Source organism: Klebsiella sp. C239 (assembly GCF_048822715.1).
GTDB lineage: Bacteria > Pseudomonadota > Gammaproteobacteria > Enterobacterales > Enterobacteriaceae > Klebsiella > Klebsiella quasipneumoniae.
The window spans coordinates 677,398-697,429 of sequence record NZ_JBMEZK010000002.1 but is presented as its reverse complement, the minus strand read 5'-3'; the positions used below and the strand labels follow the sequence as shown (position 1 = coordinate 697,429).

18 protein-coding genes and 1 tRNA gene are annotated in these 20,032 nt (G+C 56.5%); 14 read left to right on the top strand and 5 right to left on the bottom strand.

Annotation, left to right across the window (positions count from 1 at the left end; all coding sequences use genetic code 11):
- Positions 1-42: 42 nt before the first annotated feature.
- Positions 43-1,386, bottom strand: coding sequence for an argininosuccinate synthase (gene argG, locus ACOI6Z_RS08590; RefSeq protein WP_004144895.1), 1,344 nt, complete (start codon positions 1,384-1,386; stop codon positions 43-45).
- Positions 1,387-1,693: 307 nt separating this feature from the next.
- Here argG and ACOI6Z_RS08585 point away from each other — a divergent pair.
- The 12 genes from ACOI6Z_RS08585 (at position 1,694) to mtr (ending at position 15,418) form a co-directional block, all read left to right on the top strand.
- Positions 1,694-1,770 (top strand) — tRNA-Met (locus tag ACOI6Z_RS08585).
- 208 nt (positions 1,771-1,978) lie between these two features.
- Complete coding sequence (gene rimP, locus ACOI6Z_RS08580; protein ID WP_002918364.1) at positions 1,979-2,431, top strand: ribosome maturation factor RimP; 453 nt, start codon at positions 1,979-1,981, stop codon at positions 2,429-2,431.
- A 27-nt stretch (positions 2,432-2,458) separates the two neighbouring features.
- Positions 2,459-3,946 (top strand): transcription termination factor NusA, encoded by a 1,488-nt coding sequence (gene nusA / locus ACOI6Z_RS08575; protein ID WP_002918252.1) that lies wholly within the window; start codon positions 2,459-2,461, stop codon positions 3,944-3,946.
- 24 nt (positions 3,947-3,970) lie between these two features.
- On the top strand, positions 3,971-6,685 hold the full coding sequence (gene infB, locus ACOI6Z_RS08570) for a translation initiation factor IF-2 (protein ID WP_065812775.1): 2,715 nt from the start codon (positions 3,971-3,973) through the stop codon (positions 6,683-6,685).
- A 102-nt stretch (positions 6,686-6,787) separates the two neighbouring features.
- Entirely contained in the window at positions 6,788-7,189 is a 402-nt protein-coding gene (gene rbfA / locus ACOI6Z_RS08565; protein ID WP_002918248.1) for a 30S ribosome-binding factor RbfA, read from the top strand.
- Positions 7,189-8,133 (top strand): tRNA pseudouridine(55) synthase TruB, encoded by a 945-nt coding sequence (gene truB, locus ACOI6Z_RS08560; protein WP_023291116.1) that lies wholly within the window; start codon positions 7,189-7,191, stop codon positions 8,131-8,133. Before rbfA ends, truB begins: the two co-directional genes overlap by 1 nt.
- Before the next feature lie 147 nt (positions 8,134-8,280).
- Positions 8,281-8,550: a 30S ribosomal protein S15 gene (gene rpsO / locus ACOI6Z_RS08555; protein ID WP_002918244.1), complete on the top strand. Its 270-nt coding sequence runs from the start codon at positions 8,281-8,283 to the stop codon at positions 8,548-8,550.
- Positions 8,551-8,792: 242 nt separating this feature from the next.
- Positions 8,793-10,928, top strand: a complete 2,136-nt coding sequence (pnp, locus tag ACOI6Z_RS08550) for a polyribonucleotide nucleotidyltransferase (RefSeq protein ID WP_023291115.1) — start codon at positions 8,793-8,795, stop codon at positions 10,926-10,928.
- Positions 10,929-11,036: 108 nt separating this feature from the next.
- Positions 11,037-11,921 (top strand): lipoprotein NlpI, encoded by an 885-nt coding sequence (gene nlpI / locus ACOI6Z_RS08545; protein WP_004206169.1) that lies wholly within the window; start codon positions 11,037-11,039, stop codon positions 11,919-11,921.
- A gap of 104 nt (positions 11,922-12,025) precedes the next feature.
- Positions 12,026-12,106 carry a protein YrbN gene (yrbN, locus tag ACOI6Z_RS08540; protein ID WP_085903200.1) on the top strand — a complete coding sequence of 27 codons (81 nt, stop codon included), beginning with the start codon at positions 12,026-12,028 and terminating at the stop codon, positions 12,104-12,106.
- Entirely contained in the window at positions 12,099-14,030 is a 1,932-nt protein-coding gene (deaD, locus tag ACOI6Z_RS08535; RefSeq protein WP_023291114.1) for an ATP-dependent RNA helicase DeaD, read from the top strand. The genes yrbN and deaD overlap by 8 nt, the downstream gene beginning before the upstream one ends.
- A 143-nt stretch (positions 14,031-14,173) precedes the next feature.
- Positions 14,174-15,418, top strand: coding sequence for a tryptophan permease (mtr, locus tag ACOI6Z_RS08530; protein WP_049014784.1), 1,245 nt, complete (start codon positions 14,174-14,176; stop codon positions 15,416-15,418).
- Between the two features lie 44 nt (positions 15,419-15,462).
- Here the strand turns inward: mtr and ACOI6Z_RS08525 are convergent, their stop codons facing one another.
- The 3 genes from ACOI6Z_RS08525 to ubiU form a co-directional block, all read right to left on the bottom strand.
- Positions 15,463-16,470 (bottom strand): luciferase-like monooxygenase, encoded by a 1,008-nt coding sequence (locus ACOI6Z_RS08525; protein ID WP_065812774.1) that lies wholly within the window; start codon positions 16,468-16,470, stop codon positions 15,463-15,465.
- A gap of 143 nt (positions 16,471-16,613) precedes the next feature.
- The gene (locus tag ACOI6Z_RS08520; RefSeq protein ID WP_023291112.1) at positions 16,614-17,492 is read right to left on the bottom strand and encodes a U32 family peptidase; all 879 of its coding nucleotides are present in this window, start codon (positions 17,490-17,492) and stop codon (positions 16,614-16,616) included.
- 5 nt (positions 17,493-17,497) lie between these two features.
- The gene (ubiU, locus tag ACOI6Z_RS08515; RefSeq protein WP_004206164.1) at positions 17,498-18,493 is read right to left on the bottom strand and encodes a ubiquinone anaerobic biosynthesis protein UbiU; all 996 of its coding nucleotides are present in this window, start codon (positions 18,491-18,493) and stop codon (positions 17,498-17,500) included.
- A gap of 221 nt (positions 18,494-18,714) precedes the next feature.
- Between ubiU and ubiT the strand changes: the two genes are divergently transcribed.
- Positions 18,715-19,239, top strand: coding sequence for a ubiquinone anaerobic biosynthesis accessory factor UbiT (ubiT, locus tag ACOI6Z_RS08510; RefSeq protein WP_002918231.1), 525 nt, complete (start codon positions 18,715-18,717; stop codon positions 19,237-19,239).
- A complete protein-coding gene (locus ACOI6Z_RS08505; protein ID WP_023291110.1) occupies positions 19,233-19,736 on the top strand; it encodes a GNAT family N-acetyltransferase in 504 nt (167 codons plus the stop codon). Before ubiT ends, ACOI6Z_RS08505 begins: the two co-directional genes overlap by 7 nt.
- Here the strand turns inward: ACOI6Z_RS08505 and ACOI6Z_RS08500 are convergent.
- Positions 19,723-20,013 (bottom strand): GIY-YIG nuclease family protein, encoded by a 291-nt coding sequence (locus ACOI6Z_RS08500; protein WP_074423636.1) that lies wholly within the window; start codon positions 20,011-20,013, stop codon positions 19,723-19,725. The genes ACOI6Z_RS08505 and ACOI6Z_RS08500 overlap by 14 nt on opposite strands.
- Positions 20,014-20,032 lie beyond the last annotated feature (19 nt).

The following is a 20,032-nucleotide window of genomic DNA, read 5'->3' as shown; positions in this document are numbered from 1 at the left end:
CCGGCGGAGAGCCGCCGGCAGAGAGCAAACATCGCCAGGCGATTATTTGCCTTTGTTTTCCAGATTTTCAACCTGCGGTAAACCCGTCGCTGAGGAGGCGCTCAGCAGGCCAGACTGCGCGTAGCCGAACAGCTTCTCGCGGGTATCGGTGATATCCAGATTACGCATGGTCAGCTGGCCGATACGGTCTTCAGCGGTAAACATGGAATCGCCTTTTTCCATGGTCAGACGCTCTGCTTTATAGGTCAGGTTGTCTGATACCGTATTGAGGATCGAGTAGTCGTTGCCGCGACGCAGCTCAAGGGTGACTTCGCCGGTGATCTGGCTGGCGACCCAGCGCTGCAGCGAATCACGCAGCATCAGCGCCTGGGAATCGAACCAGCGGCCCTGATACAGCAGACGGCCCAGCTGGCGACCGTGAGCGTGATATTGCTCGATAGTATCTTCGTTATGAATACCGGTCAGCAGACGCTCGTAAGCGATATGCAGCAGCGCCATCCCCGGGGCTTCATAAATGCCGCGGCTTTTCGCTTCGATAATCCGGTTTTCGATCTGGTCGCTCATGCCCAGGCCGTGACGACCGCCGATGCGGTTGGCTTCCAGCATCATCTCGACGTCATCGGCGAAGGTTTTGCCATTAAGCGCTACCGGGTGACCCTGCTCAAAGCGTACGGTGACCTCTTCCGCAGGGATCTTCACGTTTTCGTCCCAGAACTTCACGCCCATAATCGGGTTGACGATCTTGACGCTGGAATTCAGAAACTCCAGATCTTTCGCTTCGTGGGTAGCGCCGAGCATGTTGGAGTCGGTGGAATAGGCTTTCTCGACCGACATCTTGTAGTCAAAGCCGCAGGCGATCATAAATTCGGACATTTCGTGACGGCCGCCGAGTTCATTGATGAAATCGCTGTCCAGCCACGGTTTGTAGATCTGCAGTTCAGCGTTGGTCAGCAGGCCGTAGCGATAGAAACGTTCGATATCGTTGCCTTTATAGGTGCTGCCATCGCCCCAGATGTTGACGCCGTCTTCTTTCATTGCCGCTACCAGCATGGTGCCGGTGACCGCGCGGCCCAGCGGCGTGGTGTTGAAGTAGGTCAACCCGCCGGTGGTGTTATGGAAAGCGCCACACTGAATCGCGGCGATCCCTTCTGCGACCAGCTGTTTGCGGCAGTCGATCAGACGGGCGCCTTCGGCGCCGTACTCTTTCGCGCGGCGCGGAATAGCATCGTAGTCGTCTTCGTCCGGTTGACCCAGGTTAGCGGTATATGCATAAGGCACGGCGCCTTTTTTGCGCATCCATAACAGCGCGGCGCTGGTATCCAGTCCACCAGAGAAAGCGATACCAATACGTTGACCAACCGGGAGATGCTTGAGAATCGTCGTCATAAAATAAAACCCTGCTCGATAGACTGTGGTGAGTTCGACTCAACAACCTTAACTGCATTTTTATGCATTAATTGTGAGTATTCATTTAACCATCTTTTACTGGTGACAGGAAGGGCTTCATCATCTTTTTGCTAAAAAAGCCTGAAATACCAGCACAAACGGCAATCGGGGGCGATAAAATGCATGTTGACAAAATATACTAATTGTCGTTACAATTCATCCCGATTTTATGTCCCGTCTTCGGTACCAAATCCCAGCAGTATTTGCGTCTTTTGCTCAAAAAGAGTAAAATATGCCACGTTTCAGGCGCGGGGTGGAGCAGCCTGGTAGCTCGTCGGGCTCATAACCCGAAGGTCGTCGGTTCAAATCCGGCCCCCGCAACCACTTTCCCATTAAGTACTTTTTCAAATATACTGTGAGGACTAGGTGTCCTTCGTAGCCGAATTTGAAAGAATTCTTGCGGAAGGTGTTCCAGATCGCCATGGCGATCTCAGGGTTCAGTTATCTAAAGCCCCGATTTATCGGGGTTTTTTGTTATCTGACTTCAGAATAACTGGGCTATACGCCCTTTTTTTATGTCTTGGGGGTGGGTTTGTCCACATTAGAGCAAAAATTGACAGAGATGCTCACTGCGCCGGTTGAAGCGCTTGGCTTTGAGCTGGTCGGCATCGAATTTATTCGCGGTCGCACATCCACACTGCGCATCTATATTGATAGTGAAGATGGCATCAACGTTGATGATTGTGCTGATGTGAGCCACCAGGTAAGCGCCGTCATGGATGTCGAAGACCCGATCACTGTCGCTTACAACCTGGAAGTCTCTTCGCCTGGTCTCGACCGTCCGATGTTCACCGCCGAACACTATCAACGTTTCACTGGCGAAGAAGTTGCGCTGGTGCTGCGCATGGCGGTTCAGAACCGTCGCAAATGGCAGGGCATTATCAAAGCGGTAGACGGTGAAATGATCACGGTAACCGTCGAAGGCAAAGATGAAGTGTTCGCGCTGAGTAACATCCAGAAGGCGAACCTGGTTCCCCACTTTTAACAGTCTGGATTGAGGTGAAAGGCCCCGATGAACAAAGAAATTTTGGCTGTTGTTGAAGCCGTTTCCAACGAAAAAGCGCTGCCGCGTGAGAAAATTTTCGAAGCGCTGGAAAGCGCGCTGGCAACGGCCACCAAGAAAAAATACGAACAAGAGATCGACGTTCGCGTTGAAATCGACCGTAAGAGCGGCGATTTCGACACTTTCCGTCGCTGGCTGGTTGTAGAAGAAGTCACCCAGCCGACGCGCGAGATCACGCTGGAAGCCGCGCGTTTCGAAGATGAAAGCATGAACGTCGGCGACTACGTCGAAGATCAGATTGAATCTGTCACCTTCGACCGCATCACCACCCAGACCGCTAAACAGGTTATCGTGCAGAAAGTTCGCGAAGCCGAGCGCGCGATGGTGGTCGATCAGTTCCGCGAGCACGAAGGTGAGATCATCACCGGCGTGGTGAAAAAAGTGAACCGCGACAACATCACTCTGGATCTGGGCAACAACGCTGAAGCCGTGATCCTGCGTGAAGATATGCTGCCGCGTGAAAACTTCCGTCCGGGCGACCGCATTCGCGGCGTATTGTACGCCGTCCGTCCGGAAGCGCGTGGCGCCCAGCTGTTCGTGACCCGTTCCAAACCTGAGATGCTGATCGAACTGTTCCGCATCGAAGTGCCGGAAATCGGTGAAGAAGTGCTGGAGATCAAAGCGGCAGCTCGCGATCCGGGCTCTCGTGCCAAAATCGCGGTGAAAACCAACGACAAGCGTATCGACCCGGTTGGCGCTTGCGTCGGTATGCGCGGCGCGCGCGTGCAGGCGGTATCCACCGAGCTGGGCGGCGAGCGTATCGATATCGTCCTCTGGGATGATAACCCGGCGCAGTTCGTGATTAACGCTATGGCGCCGGCAGACGTCGCGTCCATCGTGGTGGATGAAGATAAACACACCATGGATATCGCGGTAGAAGCGGGCAACCTGGCGCAGGCGATTGGCCGTAACGGTCAGAACGTCCGCCTGGCCTCGCAGCTTAGCGGCTGGGAACTCAACGTGATGACCGTTGACGATCTGCAGGCTAAGCACCAGGCGGAAGCGCATGCCGCTATCGATACCTTCACCAAATATCTCGATATTGATGAAGATTTCGCGACAGTGCTGGTTGAAGAAGGCTTCTCCTCACTGGAAGAGCTGGCCTATGTGCCGATGAAAGAACTGCTGGAAATCGACGGTCTGGATGAAGCCACCGTTGAAGCACTTCGTGAGCGTGCGAAAAACGCACTGACTACGCTGGCGCTGGCTCAGGAAGAAAGCCTGGGAGATAACAAACCTGCCGATGATCTGTTGAATCTCGAAGGTCTGGATCGTGCCCTGGCATTCAAACTGGCTGCCCGTGGTGTTTGTACGCTGGAAGATCTCGCCGAGCAGGGCGTTGATGACCTGGCTGATATCGAAGGGATGACCGACGAGAAAGCTGGCGAGCTCATCATGGCCGCTCGCAACATTTGTTGGTTCGGCGACGAAGCGTAATAAACTGTAGCAGGAAGGAACAGCATGACAGATGTGACTATTAAAGCGCTGGCCTCAGAGATTCAGACCTCTGTGGATCGCCTGATACAGCAATTTGCTGACGCAGGCATCCGCAAAACGGCTGATGATTCTGTGACCTCGCAAGAGAAACAAACTTTGTTGACGCACCTGAACCGTGAGCACGGTTCGGCGCCAGACAAGCTGACGTTACAGCGTAAGACGCGCAGTACGTTGAATATTCCAGGTACCGGTGGAAAGAGTAAATCGGTACAAATCGAAGTCCGCAAGAAACGCACCTTTGTGAAACGCGATCCGCAAGAGGCTGAACGCCTGGCCGCGGAAGAGCAGGCGCAGCGTGAAGCGGAAGAGCAGGCCCGTCGTGAAGCTGAAGAAGCAGCGAAACGCGAGGCGCAATTAAAAGCTGAACGTGAGGCCGCAGAACAAGCTAAACGTGAAGTCGCTGATAAAGCGAAACGTGAAGTCGCTGATAAAGCGAAACGTGAAGCTGCGGAAAAAGACAAAGTGAGCAATCAACATACCGACGAAATGACCAAAACCGCCCAGGCTGAAAAGATCCGTCGCGAGAACGAAGCCGCGGAACTGAAGCGCAAATCGGAAGAAGAAGCACGCCGCAAACTTGAAGAAGAAGCGCGCCGTGTAGCGGAAGAAGCACGCCGTATGGCAGAAGAAAACGAAAAAAATTGGTCTGAAACTTCAGACAGCCCGGAAGACACCAGCGACTATCACGTCACCACGTCACAGCATGCACGTCAGGCTGAAGATGATAACGATCGTGAAGTCGAAGGCGGCCGCAGCCGCAGCCGTAGCAGCAAAGCGGCGCGTCCGGCGAAGAAAGGCAACAAACACGCTGAATCTAAAGCCGATCGTGAAGAAGCCCGTGCGGCCGTTCGCGGCGGCAAAGGCGGTAAGCACCGTAAAGGTTCCGCTCTGCAGCAGGGCTTCCAGAAGCCGGCGCAGGCCGTTAACCGTGACGTCGTGATCGGCGAAACCATCACCGTTGGCGAACTGGCTAACAAGATGGCGGTGAAAGGTTCGCAGGTCATCAAAGCGATGATGAAGCTGGGCGCCATGGCGACCATCAACCAGGTCATCGACCAGGAAACCGCACAGCTGGTTGCCGAAGAGATGGGCCACAAAGTTATCCTGCGTCGTGAAAACGAGCTGGAAGAAGCGGTAATGAGCGACCGTGACACCGGCGCGGCGGCTGAACCGCGCGCACCGGTTGTGACCATCATGGGTCACGTTGACCACGGTAAAACCTCGCTGCTGGACTACATTCGTTCCACTAAGGTTGCCTCCGGCGAAGCGGGTGGTATTACCCAGCACATCGGTGCTTACCATGTAGAAACCGACAACGGCATGATCACCTTCCTGGATACCCCGGGCCACGCCGCGTTTACCTCCATGCGTGCTCGTGGTGCGCAGGCGACGGACATCGTGGTTCTGGTGGTGGCGGCAGACGACGGCGTGATGCCGCAGACTATCGAAGCTATCCAGCACGCCAAAGCGGCGCAGGTGCCGGTGGTGGTTGCGGTGAACAAGATCGATAAGCCTGAAGCCGATCCGGACCGTGTGAAGAACGAACTGTCCCAGTACGGCATCCTGCCGGAAGAGTGGGGCGGCGAGAGCCAGTTCGTCCACGTCTCCGCGAAAGCCGGTACCGGTATCGACGACCTGCTGGACGCGATCCTGCTGCAGGCTGAAGTTCTCGAGCTGAAAGCGGTCCGTAACGGGATGGCGAGCGGCGCGGTGATCGAATCCTTCCTTGATAAAGGTCGTGGTCCGGTCGCTACCGTTCTGGTTCGCGAAGGTACGCTGCACAAGGGCGATATCGTTCTGTGCGGCTTCGAATACGGTCGTGTGCGTGCGATGCGTGACGAACTGGGTCGCGAAGTGCTGGAAGCGGGTCCGTCTATTCCGGTGGAAATCCTCGGCCTGTCCGGTGTGCCGGCTGCCGGTGATGAAGTGACCGTGGTTCGTGACGAGAAAAAAGCGCGTGAAGTGGCGCTGTATCGTCAGGGCAAATTCCGTGAAGTTAAGCTGGCGCGTCAGCAGAAATCTAAACTGGAAAACATGTTCGCTAACATGACCGAAGGCGAAGTTCACGAAGTGAACATCGTGCTGAAAGCGGACGTACAGGGTTCTGTCGAGGCGATTTCCGATTCCTTACTGAAACTGTCTACCGACGAAGTGAAAGTGAAGATCATCGGTTCCGGCGTAGGTGGTATCACCGAAACCGACGCCACCCTGGCTGCAGCATCCAACGCGATTCTGGTTGGCTTCAACGTTCGTGCCGATGCCTCTGCGCGTAAAGTTATCGAAGCGGAAAGCTTGGATCTGCGTTACTACTCCGTCATCTATAACCTGATCGACGAAGTGAAAGCGGCGATGAGCGGCATGCTGTCTCCGGAACTGAAACAGCAGATCATCGGTCTGGCTGAAGTGCGTGATGTCTTTAAATCGCCGAAATTCGGCGCCATCGCGGGCTGTATGGTTACCGAAGGGACGATCAAACGTCACAACCCAATCCGCGTGCTGCGTGACAACGTGGTTATCTATGAAGGCGAGCTGGAATCCCTGCGCCGCTTCAAAGATGACGTTAACGAAGTCCGTAACGGCATGGAATGTGGTATCGGTGTGAAGAACTACAACGACGTTCGCGTTGGCGATATGATCGAAGTGTTCGAAATCATCGAAATCCAGCGTAGCATCGATTAATCATCGGATGGCTAAGCCGCCGGGGAAGCGAAGCGCCACCCGGCAATCATTTTAAAAAGGGGCTTTAGGCCCCTTTTTTGTCTTTATTCTGGAGAATTTATTATGGCGAAAGAATTTGGTCGCCCGCAGCGCGTGGCCCAGGAGATGCAAAAAGAGATTGCTATCATCCTGCAGCGTGAAATCAAAGATCCGCGTCTGGGCATGATGACCACCGTTTCCGGGGTGGAAATGTCCCGTGACCTGGCCTATGCCAAGGTGTATGTCACCTTCCTCAACGACAAAGATGAAGCCGCGGTGAAAGCGGGCATCAAAGCGCTGCAGGAAGCCTCTGGCTTTATCCGCTCTCTGCTGGGGAAAGCGATGCGCCTGCGCATCGTGCCGGAGCTGACCTTCTTCTACGACAACTCACTGGTGGAAGGGATGCGTATGTCCAACCTGGTCACCAGCGTGGTGAAACACGACGATGAGCGTCGTGTGAACCCGGACGACAGCAAGGAGGACTGATGAGTCGTCCTCGTCGTCGCGGCCGCGACGTGCACGGCGTATTGCTGCTGGATAAGCCTCAGGGCGCCTCCAGCAACGATGTGCTGCAGAAAGTAAAGCGTATATATAACGCCAACCGCGCCGGACACACCGGCGCGCTGGATCCGCTGGCGACCGGTATGCTGCCGATCTGCCTTGGCGAAGCGACCAAGTTTTCCCAATACCTGCTGGACTCCGATAAGCGCTACCGCGTGATAGCTAAACTTGGCCAGCGCACCGATACCTCCGATGCCGATGGCCAGGTGGTGGAAGAGCGCCCGCTGACCTTTAGCGACGAACAGCTGGCGGCGGCGCTGGACAGCTTCCGCGGCGAGACGCAGCAGGTGCCGTCGATGTATTCGGCGCTGAAATATCAGGGCAAGAAGCTGTACGAATATGCCCGTCAGGGGATTGAGGTCCCGCGTGAAGCTCGGCCGATTACCGTTTATGAGCTGCTGTTTATTCGCCATGAAGGCGATGAACTGGAGCTGGAGATCCATTGTTCGAAGGGCACCTACATCCGGACGATTATCGATGATTTAGGTGAGAAGCTCGGCTGCGGCGCGCACGTGATTTTCCTGCGTCGCCTGGCGGTGAGCAAATACCCGGTTGAGCGGATGGTGACCCTCGAGCAGCTGCAGGCGCTGGTCGATCAGGCGGCGGCGCAGGATATTCCTGCCGCGCAGCTGCTCGATCCGCTGCTGATGCCCATGGACAGCCCGGCGTCGGACTATCCGCTGGTGACGATCCCGGAGACCTCCGCGGTCTACTTTAAAAACGGCAACCCGGTACGTCAGTCAGGCGCGCCGCTTAACGGGCTGGTGCGGGTGATGGAAAGCGAATCCGGCAAGTTTCTCGGCATGGGCGAAATTGACGATGAAGGCCGCGTGGCGCCGCGTCGTCTGGTGGTGGAATACCCGGCGTAAGCGCTTTTCTTGCGATAAAAGCCTGCTACGAGTAGAATATCGCCGCTTAACGTCCGCTAAAGTGTTTTAACATTTTCGGGCGTTGCATCAGGGGTCGCTGAATTAGAGATCGGCACCCTTTCTTTCTTTTAATTTTGGAGTTCTAAAATGTCTCTAAGCGTTGAAGCTAAAGCAAAAATCGTTTCTGAGTTTGGTCGTGGCGAAAACGACAGCGGTTCTACCGAAGTTCAGGTTGCACTGCTGACTGCACAGATCAACCACCTGCAGGGCCACTTTGCAGAGCACAAAAAAGATCACCACAGCCGTCGTGGTCTGCTGCGCATGGTTTCTCAGCGTCGTAAACTGCTCGACTACCTGAAACGTAAAGATGTTGCACGTTACTCTGCGCTGATCGAGCGTCTGGGTCTGCGTCGCTAATTCTGCGAGTTTCAGAAAAAGGGGCCTGACGGCCCCTTTTTTCGACCGGGCGGCAGCAATTCATTCAAAACTCATGTATTGTTGCTAGTAATGATCTTCATGCAGAGGTTCGCGCGGCTAATGAGAGGCTTCATCCGCAGGGGCGGGTAAAGGTTGTCATTAGTCGCGAGGATGCAGAGGATCGGGTCAATAGACGCTATGTCGTAGATATGGCGTGATTTATAGATAAAAAGGATAGAATTTTGCTTAATCCGATCGTTCGTAAATTCCAGTACGGCCAGCATACCGTGACCCTGGAAACCGGCATGATGGCGCGCCAGGCAACGGCCGCTGTGATGGTTAGCATGGATGACACTGCGGTATTCGTGACCGTTGTGGGCCAGAAAAAAGCGAAGCCAGGCCAGGACTTTTTCCCGCTGACGGTTAACTACCAGGAGCGTACCTACGCTGCCGGTAAAATCCCGGGTGGTTTCTTCCGTCGTGAAGGCCGCCCAAGCGAAGGCGAAACCCTGATCGCGCGTCTGATTGACCGCCCGGTTCGCCCGCTGTTCCCGGAAGGCTTCGTTAACGAAGTTCAGGTTATCGCCACCGTGGTTTCCGTTAACCCGCAGGTTAACCCGGATATCGTCGCGATGATCGGCGCTTCCGCAGCGCTGTCCCTGTCTGGTATTCCGTTCAATGGCCCAATCGGCGCCGCGCGCGTGGGTTACATCAACGACCAGTACGTACTGAACCCAACCCAGGAAGAGCTGAAGTCCAGCAAACTGGATCTGGTGGTTGCCGGTACCGAAGCGGCCGTGCTGATGGTGGAATCCGAAGCGGAACTGTTGAGCGAAGACCAGATGCTGGGCGCGGTGGTCTTTGGCCACGAGCAGCAGCAGATTGTTATTCAGAACATCAACGACCTGGTGAAAGAAGCCGGTAAACCGCGTTGGGACTGGCAGCCGGAAGCCGTCAACGAAGCGCTGAACGCGCGCGTGGCTGCGCTGGCTGAATCCCGCCTGAGCGATGCTTACCGTATCACCGACAAACAAGAGCGTTACGCTCAGGTTGATGTGATCAAATCTGAAACCATCGCTACGCTGGTTGCAGAAGATGAAACCCTGGACGCTAACGAACTGGGTGAAATCCTGCACGCTATCGAGAAAAACGTGGTTCGTAGCCGCGTGCTGGCCGGTGAGCCGCGTATCGATGGCCGCGAAAAAGATATGATCCGTGGTCTGGACGTTCGTACCGGCGTTCTGCCGCGTACTCACGGTTCCGCACTGTTCACCCGTGGCGAAACGCAGGCGCTGGTTACCGCGACTCTGGGTACCGCACGCGATGCGCAGAACATCGACGAACTGATGGGCGAGCGTACCGACTCCTTCCTGTTCCACTACAACTTCCCTCCGTACTCCGTAGGCGAAACTGGCATGGTGGGGTCTCCGAAGCGTCGTGAAATCGGTCACGGTCGTCTGGCTAAGCGCGGCGTTCTGGCCGTGATGCCGACTATCGACGAATTCCCGTACACCGTTCGCGTGGTGTCTGAAATCACCGAATCCAACGGCTCTTCTTCCATGGCTTCCGTCTGTGGTGCCTCTCTGGCGCTGATGGACGCTGGTGTGCCGGTGAAAGCCGCCGTGGCGGGTATCGCCATGGGCCTGGTGAAAGAAGGCGACAACTTCGTCGTGCTGTCTGACATCCTCGGTGACGAAGACCACCTTGGCGATATGGACTTCAAAGTAGCGGGTTCCCGCGACGGTATCTCTGCGCTGCAGATGGATATCAAAATTGAAGGTATCACCAAAGAAATCATGCAGGTTGCATTGAACCAGGCTAAAGGTGCGCGTCTGCACATCCTGGGCGTGATGGAGCAGGCGATTAACGCGCCGCGCGGCGACATCTCTGAATTCGCACCGCGTATCCACACCATCAAGATCAACCCGGACAAGATCAAAGACGTTATCGGTAAAGGCGGTTCTGTTATCCGTGCCCTGACCGAAGAGACCGGCACCACCATCGAAATCGAAGATGACGGTACCGTGAAGATCGCAGCGACCGACGGCGACAAAGCACAACATGCTATCCGTCGTATCGAAGAGATCACCGCTGAGATCGAAGTTGGCCGTATCTACAATGGTAAAGTGACCCGTATCGTTGACTTTGGCGCGTTCGTTGCCATCGGCGGCGGTAAAGAAGGTCTGGTTCACATCTCGCAGATCGCCGACAAGCGCGTTGAGAAAGTGACTGACTACCTGCAGATGGGTCAGGAAGTACCGGTTAAGGTTCTGGAAGTTGACCGTCAGGGCCGTGTCCGTCTGAGCATCAAAGAAGCAACTGAACAGACTCCGTCTGCCGCAGCGCCGGAAGTTCCGGCTGCCGAGCAGGGCGAGTAAGGTTGCCGTTAGCCCTCCGCTTTTGCGGAGGGCGTTTTACGGGCAGGACGCCTCGTTTGCAGCCGGGGAACAGGACGTTCATCCAATCGTTGTCTTCGGGAGTGGGAAATGAAGCCTTTTTTGCGCTGGTGTTTCGTGGCGACAGCTCTCACGCTGGCAGGATGCAGTAGCACCGCCTGGCGTAAGGACGCCGTCCTCGCAGTACCATTGCAACCGACTTTACAGCAAGAAGTGATTCTGGCACGTATGGAACAAATTCTTGCCAGTCGGGCTTTATCCGATGACGAACGCGCACAGCTTTTATATGAGCGCGGAGTGTTGTATGATAGTCTCGGTCTGAGGGCATTAGCGCGAAATGATTTTTCACAAGCGCTGGCAATCCGACCCGATATGCCTGAAGTATTCAATTACTTAGGCATTTACTTAACGCAGGCAGGCAATTTTGATGCTGCCTATGAAGCGTTTGATTCTGTACTTGAGCTTGATCCAACTTACAACTACGCGCACTTGAACCGCGGTATCGCCCTGTATTACGGCGGCCGGGCTAAGTTAGCGCAAGATGATCTGCTGGCGTTTTATCAAGACGATCCCAATGATCCTTTCCGTAGCCTGTGGCTTTATATCGCCGAGCGTAAACTCGACGAGAAGCGGGCGCTTGAAGCACTCAGAGAGCGCTTAGACAAGTCGGACAAAGAGCAATGGGGATGGAACATTGTCGAGTTCTACCTTGGCGACATTAGCGAAAAAGAGCTGATGACTCGTCTGAAGGCAGACGCAACGGATAACACCTCGCTCGCTGAGCATCTCAGTGAAACCAACTTCTATTTAGGTAAGTACTACCTAAGTCTGGGGGACAAGGACAGCGCTACAGCACTGTTCAAACTGGCGGTCGCCAACAACGTACATAACTACGTTGAGCACCGATACGCATTGTTGGAATTATCGCTCTTGGGCCAGGAGCAAGATGACCTGGCAGAATCGGACCAGCAATAGCTGACGAACACATCAGCCCATAGTTTTTTGCTTGCCATCACCTTCGCGGGTGAGGGCGTTGTTGTTCGTTAATACACCTACTTTGAGCCGGTTCACACTTTTCAATGAAAATTACCGTAAATTTTCACGATGAGTTATGTAGACTGGCCGCCATTAATTTTGAGGCACACGTACTACATGGCTGAATTCGAAACCACTTTTGCAGATCTGGGCCTGAAGGCTCCTATCCTTGAAGCGCTTACCGATCTGGGTTACGAAAAACCATCTCCGATCCAGGCTGAGTGCATTCCGCATCTGCTGGACGGCCGCGACGTTCTGGGTATGGCCCAGACCGGTAGCGGTAAAACCGCAGCGTTCTCTTTACCGCTGCTGAACAACATCGATCCTGAGCTGAGAGCACCACAGATCCTGGTGCTGGCGCCGACCCGCGAGCTGGCGGTACAGGTTGCTGAAGCAATGACGGAATTCTCTAAACATATGCGCGGCGTAAACGTGGTTGCCCTGTACGGCGGCCAGCGTTATGACGTGCAGCTGCGCGCCCTGCGTCAGGGTCCGCAGATCGTAGTCGGTACCCCGGGTCGTCTGCTGGACCACCTGAAGCGCGGCACCCTGGACCTCTCTAAACTGAGCGGCCTGGTACTGGATGAAGCAGATGAAATGCTGCGCATGGGCTTTATCGAAGACGTAGAAACCATTATGGCGCAGATCCCGGAAGGGCATCAGACCGCGCTGTTCTCCGCCACCATGCCGGAAGCGATCCGTCGCATTACCCGCCGCTTTATGAAAGAGCCGCAGGAAGTGCGTATTCAGTCCAGCGTGACGACTCGTCCGGACATCAGCCAGAGCTACTGGACTGCCTACGGCATGCGTAAAAACGAAGCGCTGGTGCGTTTCCTGGAAGCGGAAGATTTTGATGCGGCGATTATCTTCGTCCGTACCAAAAACGCGACCCTGGAAGTGGCTGAAGCGCTGGAGCGTAACGGCTACAACAGCGCGGCGCTGAACGGCGACATGAACCAGGCGCTGCGTGAGCAGACCCTGGAGCGTCTGAAAGACGGTCGTCTGGATATCCTGATTGCGACTGACGTTGCAGCCCGTGGTCTGGACGTTGAGCGTATCAGCCTGGTGGTGAACTACGACATCCCGATGGATTCCGAGTCTTACGTTCACCGTATCGGCCGTACCGGCCGTGCGGGCCGCGCCGGCCGCGCGCTGCTGTTCGTTGAGAACCGCGAGCGTCGTCTGCTGCGCAACATCGAACGTACGATGAAGCTGACCATTCCGGAAGTTGAACTGCCGAACGCAGAGCTGCTGAGCAAACGTCGTCTGGAAAAATTCGCCGCGAAGGTCCAGCAGCAGCTGGAAAGCAGCGATCTGGACCAGTACCGTGCGCTGCTGGCGAAAATCCAGCCGACGGCGGAAGGCGAAGAGCTGGACGTGGAAACGCTGGCTGCTGCGCTGCTGAAAATGGCCCAGGGCGAACGCTCGCTGATCGTGCCGCCGGATGCGCCGATGCGTCCGCGTCGTGAGTTCCGTGACCGTGACGATCGCTTCGAGCGTCGTGGCGACCGCAACGACCGCGCTCCGCGTGGCGATCGCGAAGATCGTCCGAAGCGTGAGCGTCGTGACGTAGGCGATATGGAACTGTATCGCATTGAAGTGGGTCGCGATGACGGTGTTGAAGTACGTCATATCGTTGGCGCGATCGCTAACGAAGGCGATATCAGCAGCCGTTACATCGGTAACATCAAGCTGTTCGCTTCTCACTCCACCATCGAACTGCCGAAAGGGATGCCGGGCGAAGTGCTGCAGCACTTTACTCGTACCCGTATCCTGAACAAGCCGATGAACATGCAGCTGCTGGGCGATGCGCAGCCGCGCACCGAACGTCGTGGCGGCGGTGAACGTCGTGAAGGCGGTCGTAGCTTCGGCGGTGAGCGTCGTGAAGGCGGTCGTGGCTTCGGTGGCGAGCGTCGTGAAGGTGGTCGTGGTGATGGTCGTCGTTTCAGCGGCGAGCGTCGTGAAGGCCGTGCGCCGCGTCGTGACGATGCATCCGCGCCGCGCCGCGATGACTCTGCCGGTCGCCGTCGCTTCGGTGGCGATGCGTAATTAACGCATCCCGCTAGCGTAAACTAAATAATACAGCCCCGATCGTCTTGATTGGGGCTTTTTTTATTTCTTTTGTACTCGTGTACTGGTACAGTGCGTCACACCCATTGTGGGAAAGTATTTTTGACTGGAGATTTCGGTAAATGGCGACACTAACCACTACGGCAACCCGTCCGTCCCTGTTTGGCGGCGTGGTGATCATCGGCGGCACGATTATCGGCGCGGGCATGTTCTCGCTGCCGGTGGTGATGTCCGGCGCGTGGTTTTTCTGGTCGCTGGCGGCGCTGGTCTTCACCTGGTTCTGCATGTTGCACTCCGGTCTGATGATCCTCGAGGCCAACCTTAACTACCGGATCGGCTCCAGCTTCGACACCATTACCAAAGATCTGCTCGGTAAGGGCTGGAACCTGGTCAACGGCGTGTCGATCGCCTTTGTGCTGTATATTCTGACCTACGCCTATATTTCAGCCAGCGGCTCGATACTGCATCATACGTTTAGCGAGATGTCGCTGAACGTACCGGCGCGGGCGGCGGGTTTTGGCTTTGCGCTGCTGGTGGCATTTATCGTCTGGATGAGCACCAAAGCGGTGAGCCGCATGACGGCTATCGTGCTTGGCGCCAAGGTGATCACTTTCTTCCTGACCTTCGGCAGTCTGCTGGGGCACGTCGAGCCGACGACGCTGTTTAACGTCGCGGAAAAGAACGCCTCCTATACGCCATACCTGCTGATGACGCTGCCGTTCTGCCTGGCCTCGTTTGGCTACCACGGCAACGTGCCGAGCCTGATGAAATACTACGGAAAAGATCCACGTACCATCATCCGCTGCTTAACCTACGGTACGTTGCTGGCGCTGGGTCTGTACGTGGTCTGGCTGCTGGTGACGATGGGCAATATCCCGCGCCCGCAGTTTATCGACATCGCGCAGAAGGGCGGCAACATTGATGTGCTGGTGCAGGCCCTGAGCGGGGTGCTGAACAGCCGGAGCCTGGATCTGCTGCTGGTGGTGTTCTCTAACTTTGCCGTCGCCAGCTCGTTCCTTGGCGTCACGCTGGGGCTGTTCGACTACCTGGCGGATCTGTTTGGCTTTGACGACAGCGCGCTGGGGCGCTTTAAAACTGCGCTGCTGACCTTTATTCCGCCGATGATTGGCGGGTTGGTGAAACCCGATGGCTTCCTCTACGCCATCGGCTATGCTGGCCTGGCGGCGACGATCTGGGCGGCGATTGTACCGGCGCTGCTGGCTCGCGCCTCGCGTAAACGCTTCGGCAGCCCACAGTTCCGCGTATGGGGCGGAACACCGATGATTGTGCTGATCCTGCTGTTTGGCCTGGGCAATGCGGTCGTGCACATTCTGTCGAGCGTTAATCTGCTGCCGGTTTACCAGTAAGAGGCTTACCCGGTGGCGCGACGTCCACCGGGCCTGGATTTTGATTAACCCAACAATTCCTCTTTCACCTGCATCGCTAAATCGAAAGAATGCAGGCGCGCCTGGTGGTCGAAGATCTGGCCATTGACCATGATTTCGTCCGCCTCGGTTTCCCGCAAAATCGACTCCAGGCCGTGGCGGACTTTGGTTTTATCACCCACCAGCGACATGCGCAGCGCCTGCTGCACGCCATACTGCTCGGACGCTGACCACAGCTGATGCATATTTTCCACCGGCGGCGGCAGCTGTCCGGTTTCGCCGCGACGTAGCTTCACAAACGCCTGCTGCATGGAAGTGAAGAGAAACTCCGCATCGCGGTTGCTGTCGGCGGCGATGATATTAATGCACACCATGGCATACGGTTTTTCCAGCCGCGCTGAGGGCGTAAAGTTGCTGCGATACAGGTGCAGGGCCTGGAACAGCATATCCGGCGCGAAGTGCGAAGCGAATGCGAACGGCAGGCCGAGCTGCGCCGCAAGCTGGGCGCTGTAGAGGCTTGAGCCCAGCAGCCACACCGGAATTCGTTCGCCATAGCCAGGAACCGGGCGCACGTGCGGGTTCGGATCGCGGGCGTCAAACCAGTCCACCAGTTCCGCCACATCGCGCGGGAAGTTATCGACATCGCCGCTCATATGGCGACGCAGGGCGCGCATGGTGGGCTGATCGCTGCCCGGCGCGCGGCCAAGGCCGAGATCGATACGCCCGGGATAGAGGGTATTCAGGGTGCCGAACTGCTCAGCAATCACCAGCGGAGAGTGGTTGGGCAGCATCACGCCACCGGACCCCAGATGCAGGGTGGTGGTATTGGCCGCGAGATAGCCAATGAGCACCGAGGTCGCTGCGCTGGCAATGCCGGCCATATTGTGGTGCTCCGCCAGCCAGTAGCGGTGATAGCCGCGCGATTCGGCCAGCCGGGCGAGATCCAGAGAGTGTGTAAAGGCTTCTTTAGCAGAAGATCCTTGCGGGATCGGCGCCAGATCGAGCACCGAGAACGGAACAGATTTGTCAGTCATAAAGGCTCACTTTGCTACAGCATCGTCATCAGATTGAAGGTCTTCTTCCAGCCTGGCGCATCCAGGACGCGCCAGCCAGAAAAGCTGCATCTTTAATAATGCATTAAAATCTGAGCACTGCTGTTAACAAAGTGAGCGGTTTATCAGGCCTGCAGCGCCAGCCCAGGCAGCCGTTTCCAGTAGCCGTTGCAATCGCTGTTGCCGGTGAGCGCCAGCGGCGCAGCGCCGTTTTCATTGGCGCGGAAGGCGTCGAGCATGGCGAAGGTCTCGTTGCCCATCGGCGACAGGCGCACCATATCCACCAGGCCGTGCATGGACGTCAGCTCATTGCCCAGGTTGTAGACATAGCCGCTCATGGTCTGGATACCGTTGAGCACGAACACCTGCTGGTTCTCCTGGGACAGCATGCTGCGCCCGGTTGGGTACTTGATGCAGCAGGTCTCGCACTCATCCTTTGGCCGATCTTCCGAGCGGGCGGTAAAGCAGCGGGCGGAATAAGCCAGCGGCAGATGGCCGTAGCTCAGCACTTCGACTTCAAACTGATTGCGAATACCCAGCTCTTCGCACTGGGTCAGTAAATTAGCCAGCCAGTCGCGGGAAAGCTCCACCGGCATGCACCAGCGCACCATACCTTGCTTAAGCAGCAGACGCAGAGTGACGGCGTTGTAGCAGTTCAGCGCATGCCCGGCGACGAACGGCAGCTTGCGTTCGGCGCAGAGGTTCACCACGCCCAAATCGCTGGCCTCAATCAGGAACTCACCGTTATCGACATAGCGCTTCAGCTCGCCCAGTTCAGAGGAGGCCTGCACCAGCGCGAGGGTAGACAGCACCACCTGCTTGCCGCTGCCGGCCAGCGCTTTCGCCATCTCGATCCAGTCGCCGACTTTGGTGGCGCGGCGTTTGCTGCACACCGCTTCGCCGAGATAAATGGTGTCGGCGCTGCAGTTTGCCGCCTGCTGGTAAAAATCTTCCAGCGTCTCTTTTGGCCAGTAGTAAAGCACCGGCCCTAATGAATATTTCATGTTTCTCACTGCCATTTACGGTGATAGGCGCCAAGGGTGGTTTGTGTCCCTTCGGACATGGAGCCAAGGGTTTCCATCCATGCGGATTGCGGCACGAAATTCTGCGGATCGGCTTTGCAGCGATCGATCGCCTGGCGCCAGACTTTCGCCACCTGGGTGACGTAGGCTGGGCTGCGCTGACGGCCTTCGATTTTCACTGAGGCGATATTGGCGGCCATCAGCTCCGGCAACAGTTCCAGAGTGTTGAGGCTGGTGGGCTCCTCCAGCGCGTGATAGCGCTCGCCATCGACCAGGTAGCGGCCTTTACACAACGTTGGGTAGCCAGCGTTTTCCCCATCCTGATAGCGGTCAATCAGCACCTCATTGAGACGCGATTCCAGCCCCTGCGGGGTTTGCTGCCAGCGAACGAAGCGCGCAGGCGAACAGGCGCCGACGGTGTTGGGCGATTCGCCGGTCAGGTAGGAAGAGAGATAGCAGCGGCCTTCCGCCATGATGCACAGGCTGCCGAAGGCAAAGACTTCCAGCGGCACCGGCGTGGCGCGGGCCAGCTGTTTCACCTGGTGAATAGATAACACCCGCGGCAGTACGACGCGCGCCACGTCGAAGTTGCGATGATAGAAGCGAATGGCCTCTTCATTGGTGGCGGAAGCCTGTACCGACACATGGCGTTCTATATGCGGATAGCGCTCCGCGGCGTACTCCAGCATGGCGATATCGGCCAGAATGAGCGCATCGGCGCCCAGCTGAGCCGCCATATCCACCGCGCGCTGCCAGCGGGCGTAGCCGTCGGGGTGGGCGAAGGTGTTGATGGCGATATGCAGCTTACGACGGTGCTGATGCACAAAGCTGACGGCTTCCTGCAGTTTCTTTTCGGTGAAATTAAGGCCGGCAAAGTGGCGGGCGTTGGTGTCATCTTTCAGCCCGATATAGACGGCATCGGCGCCGTTTTCGATGGCCGCCTTAAGCGCCGGAAGGTTACCGGCTGGGCAGAGCAGCTCCATAATTTTTCCTGAAAAATGCGGCCCGTCAGGGACGCTGAATGGTTAACGAGCAGGGATTTTAGTTAACCTTCTGGTGACAATTTTTGATTTGAGGCAGTTAAAAGTGTATTGGCGGCGCCAATAACTGGCTGCCGTCATCGCGTTTTTGTTGATTTACGCCGCTATGTTGTTTATGTGATATGGCACAATAGCGGCACAATTGCATTCATGGAGTAAAGCTTGTGTTGGATAAACTGCGTTCCCGGCTGGTCCACTTTGGCCCGTCTTTAATGAGCGTGCCGGTTAAGCTGGCGCCTTTTGCCCTCAAGCGCCAGGTGCTGGAGCAGGTGCTTAGCTGGCAGTTTCGCCAGGCGCTGGCGGAGGGTGAGCTGGAGTTTCTCGAGGGGCGCTGGTTAAGTATTCATGTGCGTGACATCGGTCTGCTGTGGTATACCTCGGTAGTCGATGGTCGCCTGGTGGTCAGCCAGCAGGCCGACGCCGACGTCAGCTTCAGCGCCGACGCCAGCGATCTGTTAATGATCGCCGCGCGCAAGCAGGATCCGGATACGCTATTCTTCCAGCGTCGTCTGGTTATTGAAGGCGATACGGAGCTGGGGCTGTATGTAAAAAATTTGATGGACGCCATTGAGCTCGAGCAGATGCCCAAAGCGCTGCGCGTGATGTTGCTGCAACTGGCGGATTTTGTCGAAGCTGGACTGAAGAGCCCGCAGAAACCTGAACAGACATCGGTAGGTGAGGCATGCTGATTCGAGTGGAAATTGGGATTGATGCACCGGGAATCGACGCGCTGCTGCGTCGTACCTTCGGCCGCGATGCCGAAGCGCAGCTGGTGCACGATCTGCGTGAAGATGGACTGATCACGCTGGGGGTAGTGGCGACGGATGATGAAGGCCAGGTGATCGGCTACGTTGCCTTCAGCCCGGTTGCGGTGGAAGGTGAAGAGCTGCAGTGGGTCGGCCTGGCGCCGCTGGCGGTGGATGAACGCTATCGCGGACAGGGCATTGGCCGGCAGCTGGTCTATGAAGGGCTGGATTCGCTGAATGAGTTTGGCTATGCCGCGGTGGTGACGCTGGGCGACCCGGCGTTATACCGTCGCTTTGGTTTTGAACCGGCCGCGCGCTTCGATCTCCGCTGCCGCTGGCCGGACAGCGCGGAGGCGTTCCAGGTGCATCGCCTGGCGGATGACGCCCTCGAAGGCGTCCACGGCCAGGTCGAATACAGCGACCACTTTAATCGTTTTTGAGCCTTGCCAGCAGGGTTTCAACGGTATCCTCTCCGGCAACGAGGCGCTCTTTTTCGCGCTTCGTTAGCTGCTTAATGCGGTATTCCAGCCGCAAAGCAAGTGAGTGTTCACCAACTTCATGACTAAAGGCCAGTCGCAGGTCGCCTTTGCCGCGCAACGCCTTCGCGCCTTTCCCTGCCTGATGCTGGCGAAAGCGGCGCGGCACATCGGTGGTGATGCCGGTATAGAGGCGATTATCCGCGGTTCGAATGATATACAGAAACCAGCACACGGTCACAAAGTCACTATGGTAAGGT

Bases quoted from the DNA above. Each gene is read 5' to 3' on its own strand.
- ACOI6Z_RS08520 (WP_023291112.1), bottom strand. From the start codon at position 17,492: ATGAAATATTCATTAGGGCCGGTGCTTTACTACTGGCCAAAAGAGACG.
- nusA (WP_002918252.1), top strand. From the start codon at position 2,459: ATGAACAAAGAAATTTTGGCTGTTGTTGAAGCCGTTTCCAACGAAAAA.
- argG (WP_004144895.1), bottom strand. From the start codon at position 1,386: ATGACGACGATTCTCAAGCATCTCCCGGTTGGTCAACGTATTGGTATC.
- yrbN (WP_085903200.1), top strand. From the start codon at position 12,026: ATGAAAATTACCGTAAATTTTCACGATGAGTTATGTAGACTGGCCGCC.
- ACOI6Z_RS08505 (WP_023291110.1), top strand. From the start codon at position 19,233: ATGCTGATTCGAGTGGAAATTGGGATTGATGCACCGGGAATCGACGCG.
- rpsO (WP_002918244.1), top strand. From the start codon at position 8,281: ATGTCTCTAAGCGTTGAAGCTAAAGCAAAAATCGTTTCTGAGTTTGGT.
- rbfA (WP_002918248.1), top strand. From the start codon at position 6,788: ATGGCGAAAGAATTTGGTCGCCCGCAGCGCGTGGCCCAGGAGATGCAA.
- mtr (WP_049014784.1), top strand. From the start codon at position 14,174: ATGGCGACACTAACCACTACGGCAACCCGTCCGTCCCTGTTTGGCGGC.
- truB (WP_023291116.1), top strand. From the start codon at position 7,189: ATGAGTCGTCCTCGTCGTCGCGGCCGCGACGTGCACGGCGTATTGCTG.
- ubiU (WP_004206164.1), bottom strand. From the start codon at position 18,493: ATGGAGCTGCTCTGCCCAGCCGGTAACCTTCCGGCGCTTAAGGCGGCC.
- ACOI6Z_RS08525 (WP_065812774.1), bottom strand. From the start codon at position 16,470: ATGACTGACAAATCTGTTCCGTTCTCGGTGCTCGATCTGGCGCCGATC.
- deaD (WP_023291114.1), top strand. From the start codon at position 12,099: ATGGCTGAATTCGAAACCACTTTTGCAGATCTGGGCCTGAAGGCTCCT.
- infB (WP_065812775.1), top strand. From the start codon at position 3,971: ATGACAGATGTGACTATTAAAGCGCTGGCCTCAGAGATTCAGACCTCT.
- nlpI (WP_004206169.1), top strand. From the start codon at position 11,037: ATGAAGCCTTTTTTGCGCTGGTGTTTCGTGGCGACAGCTCTCACGCTG.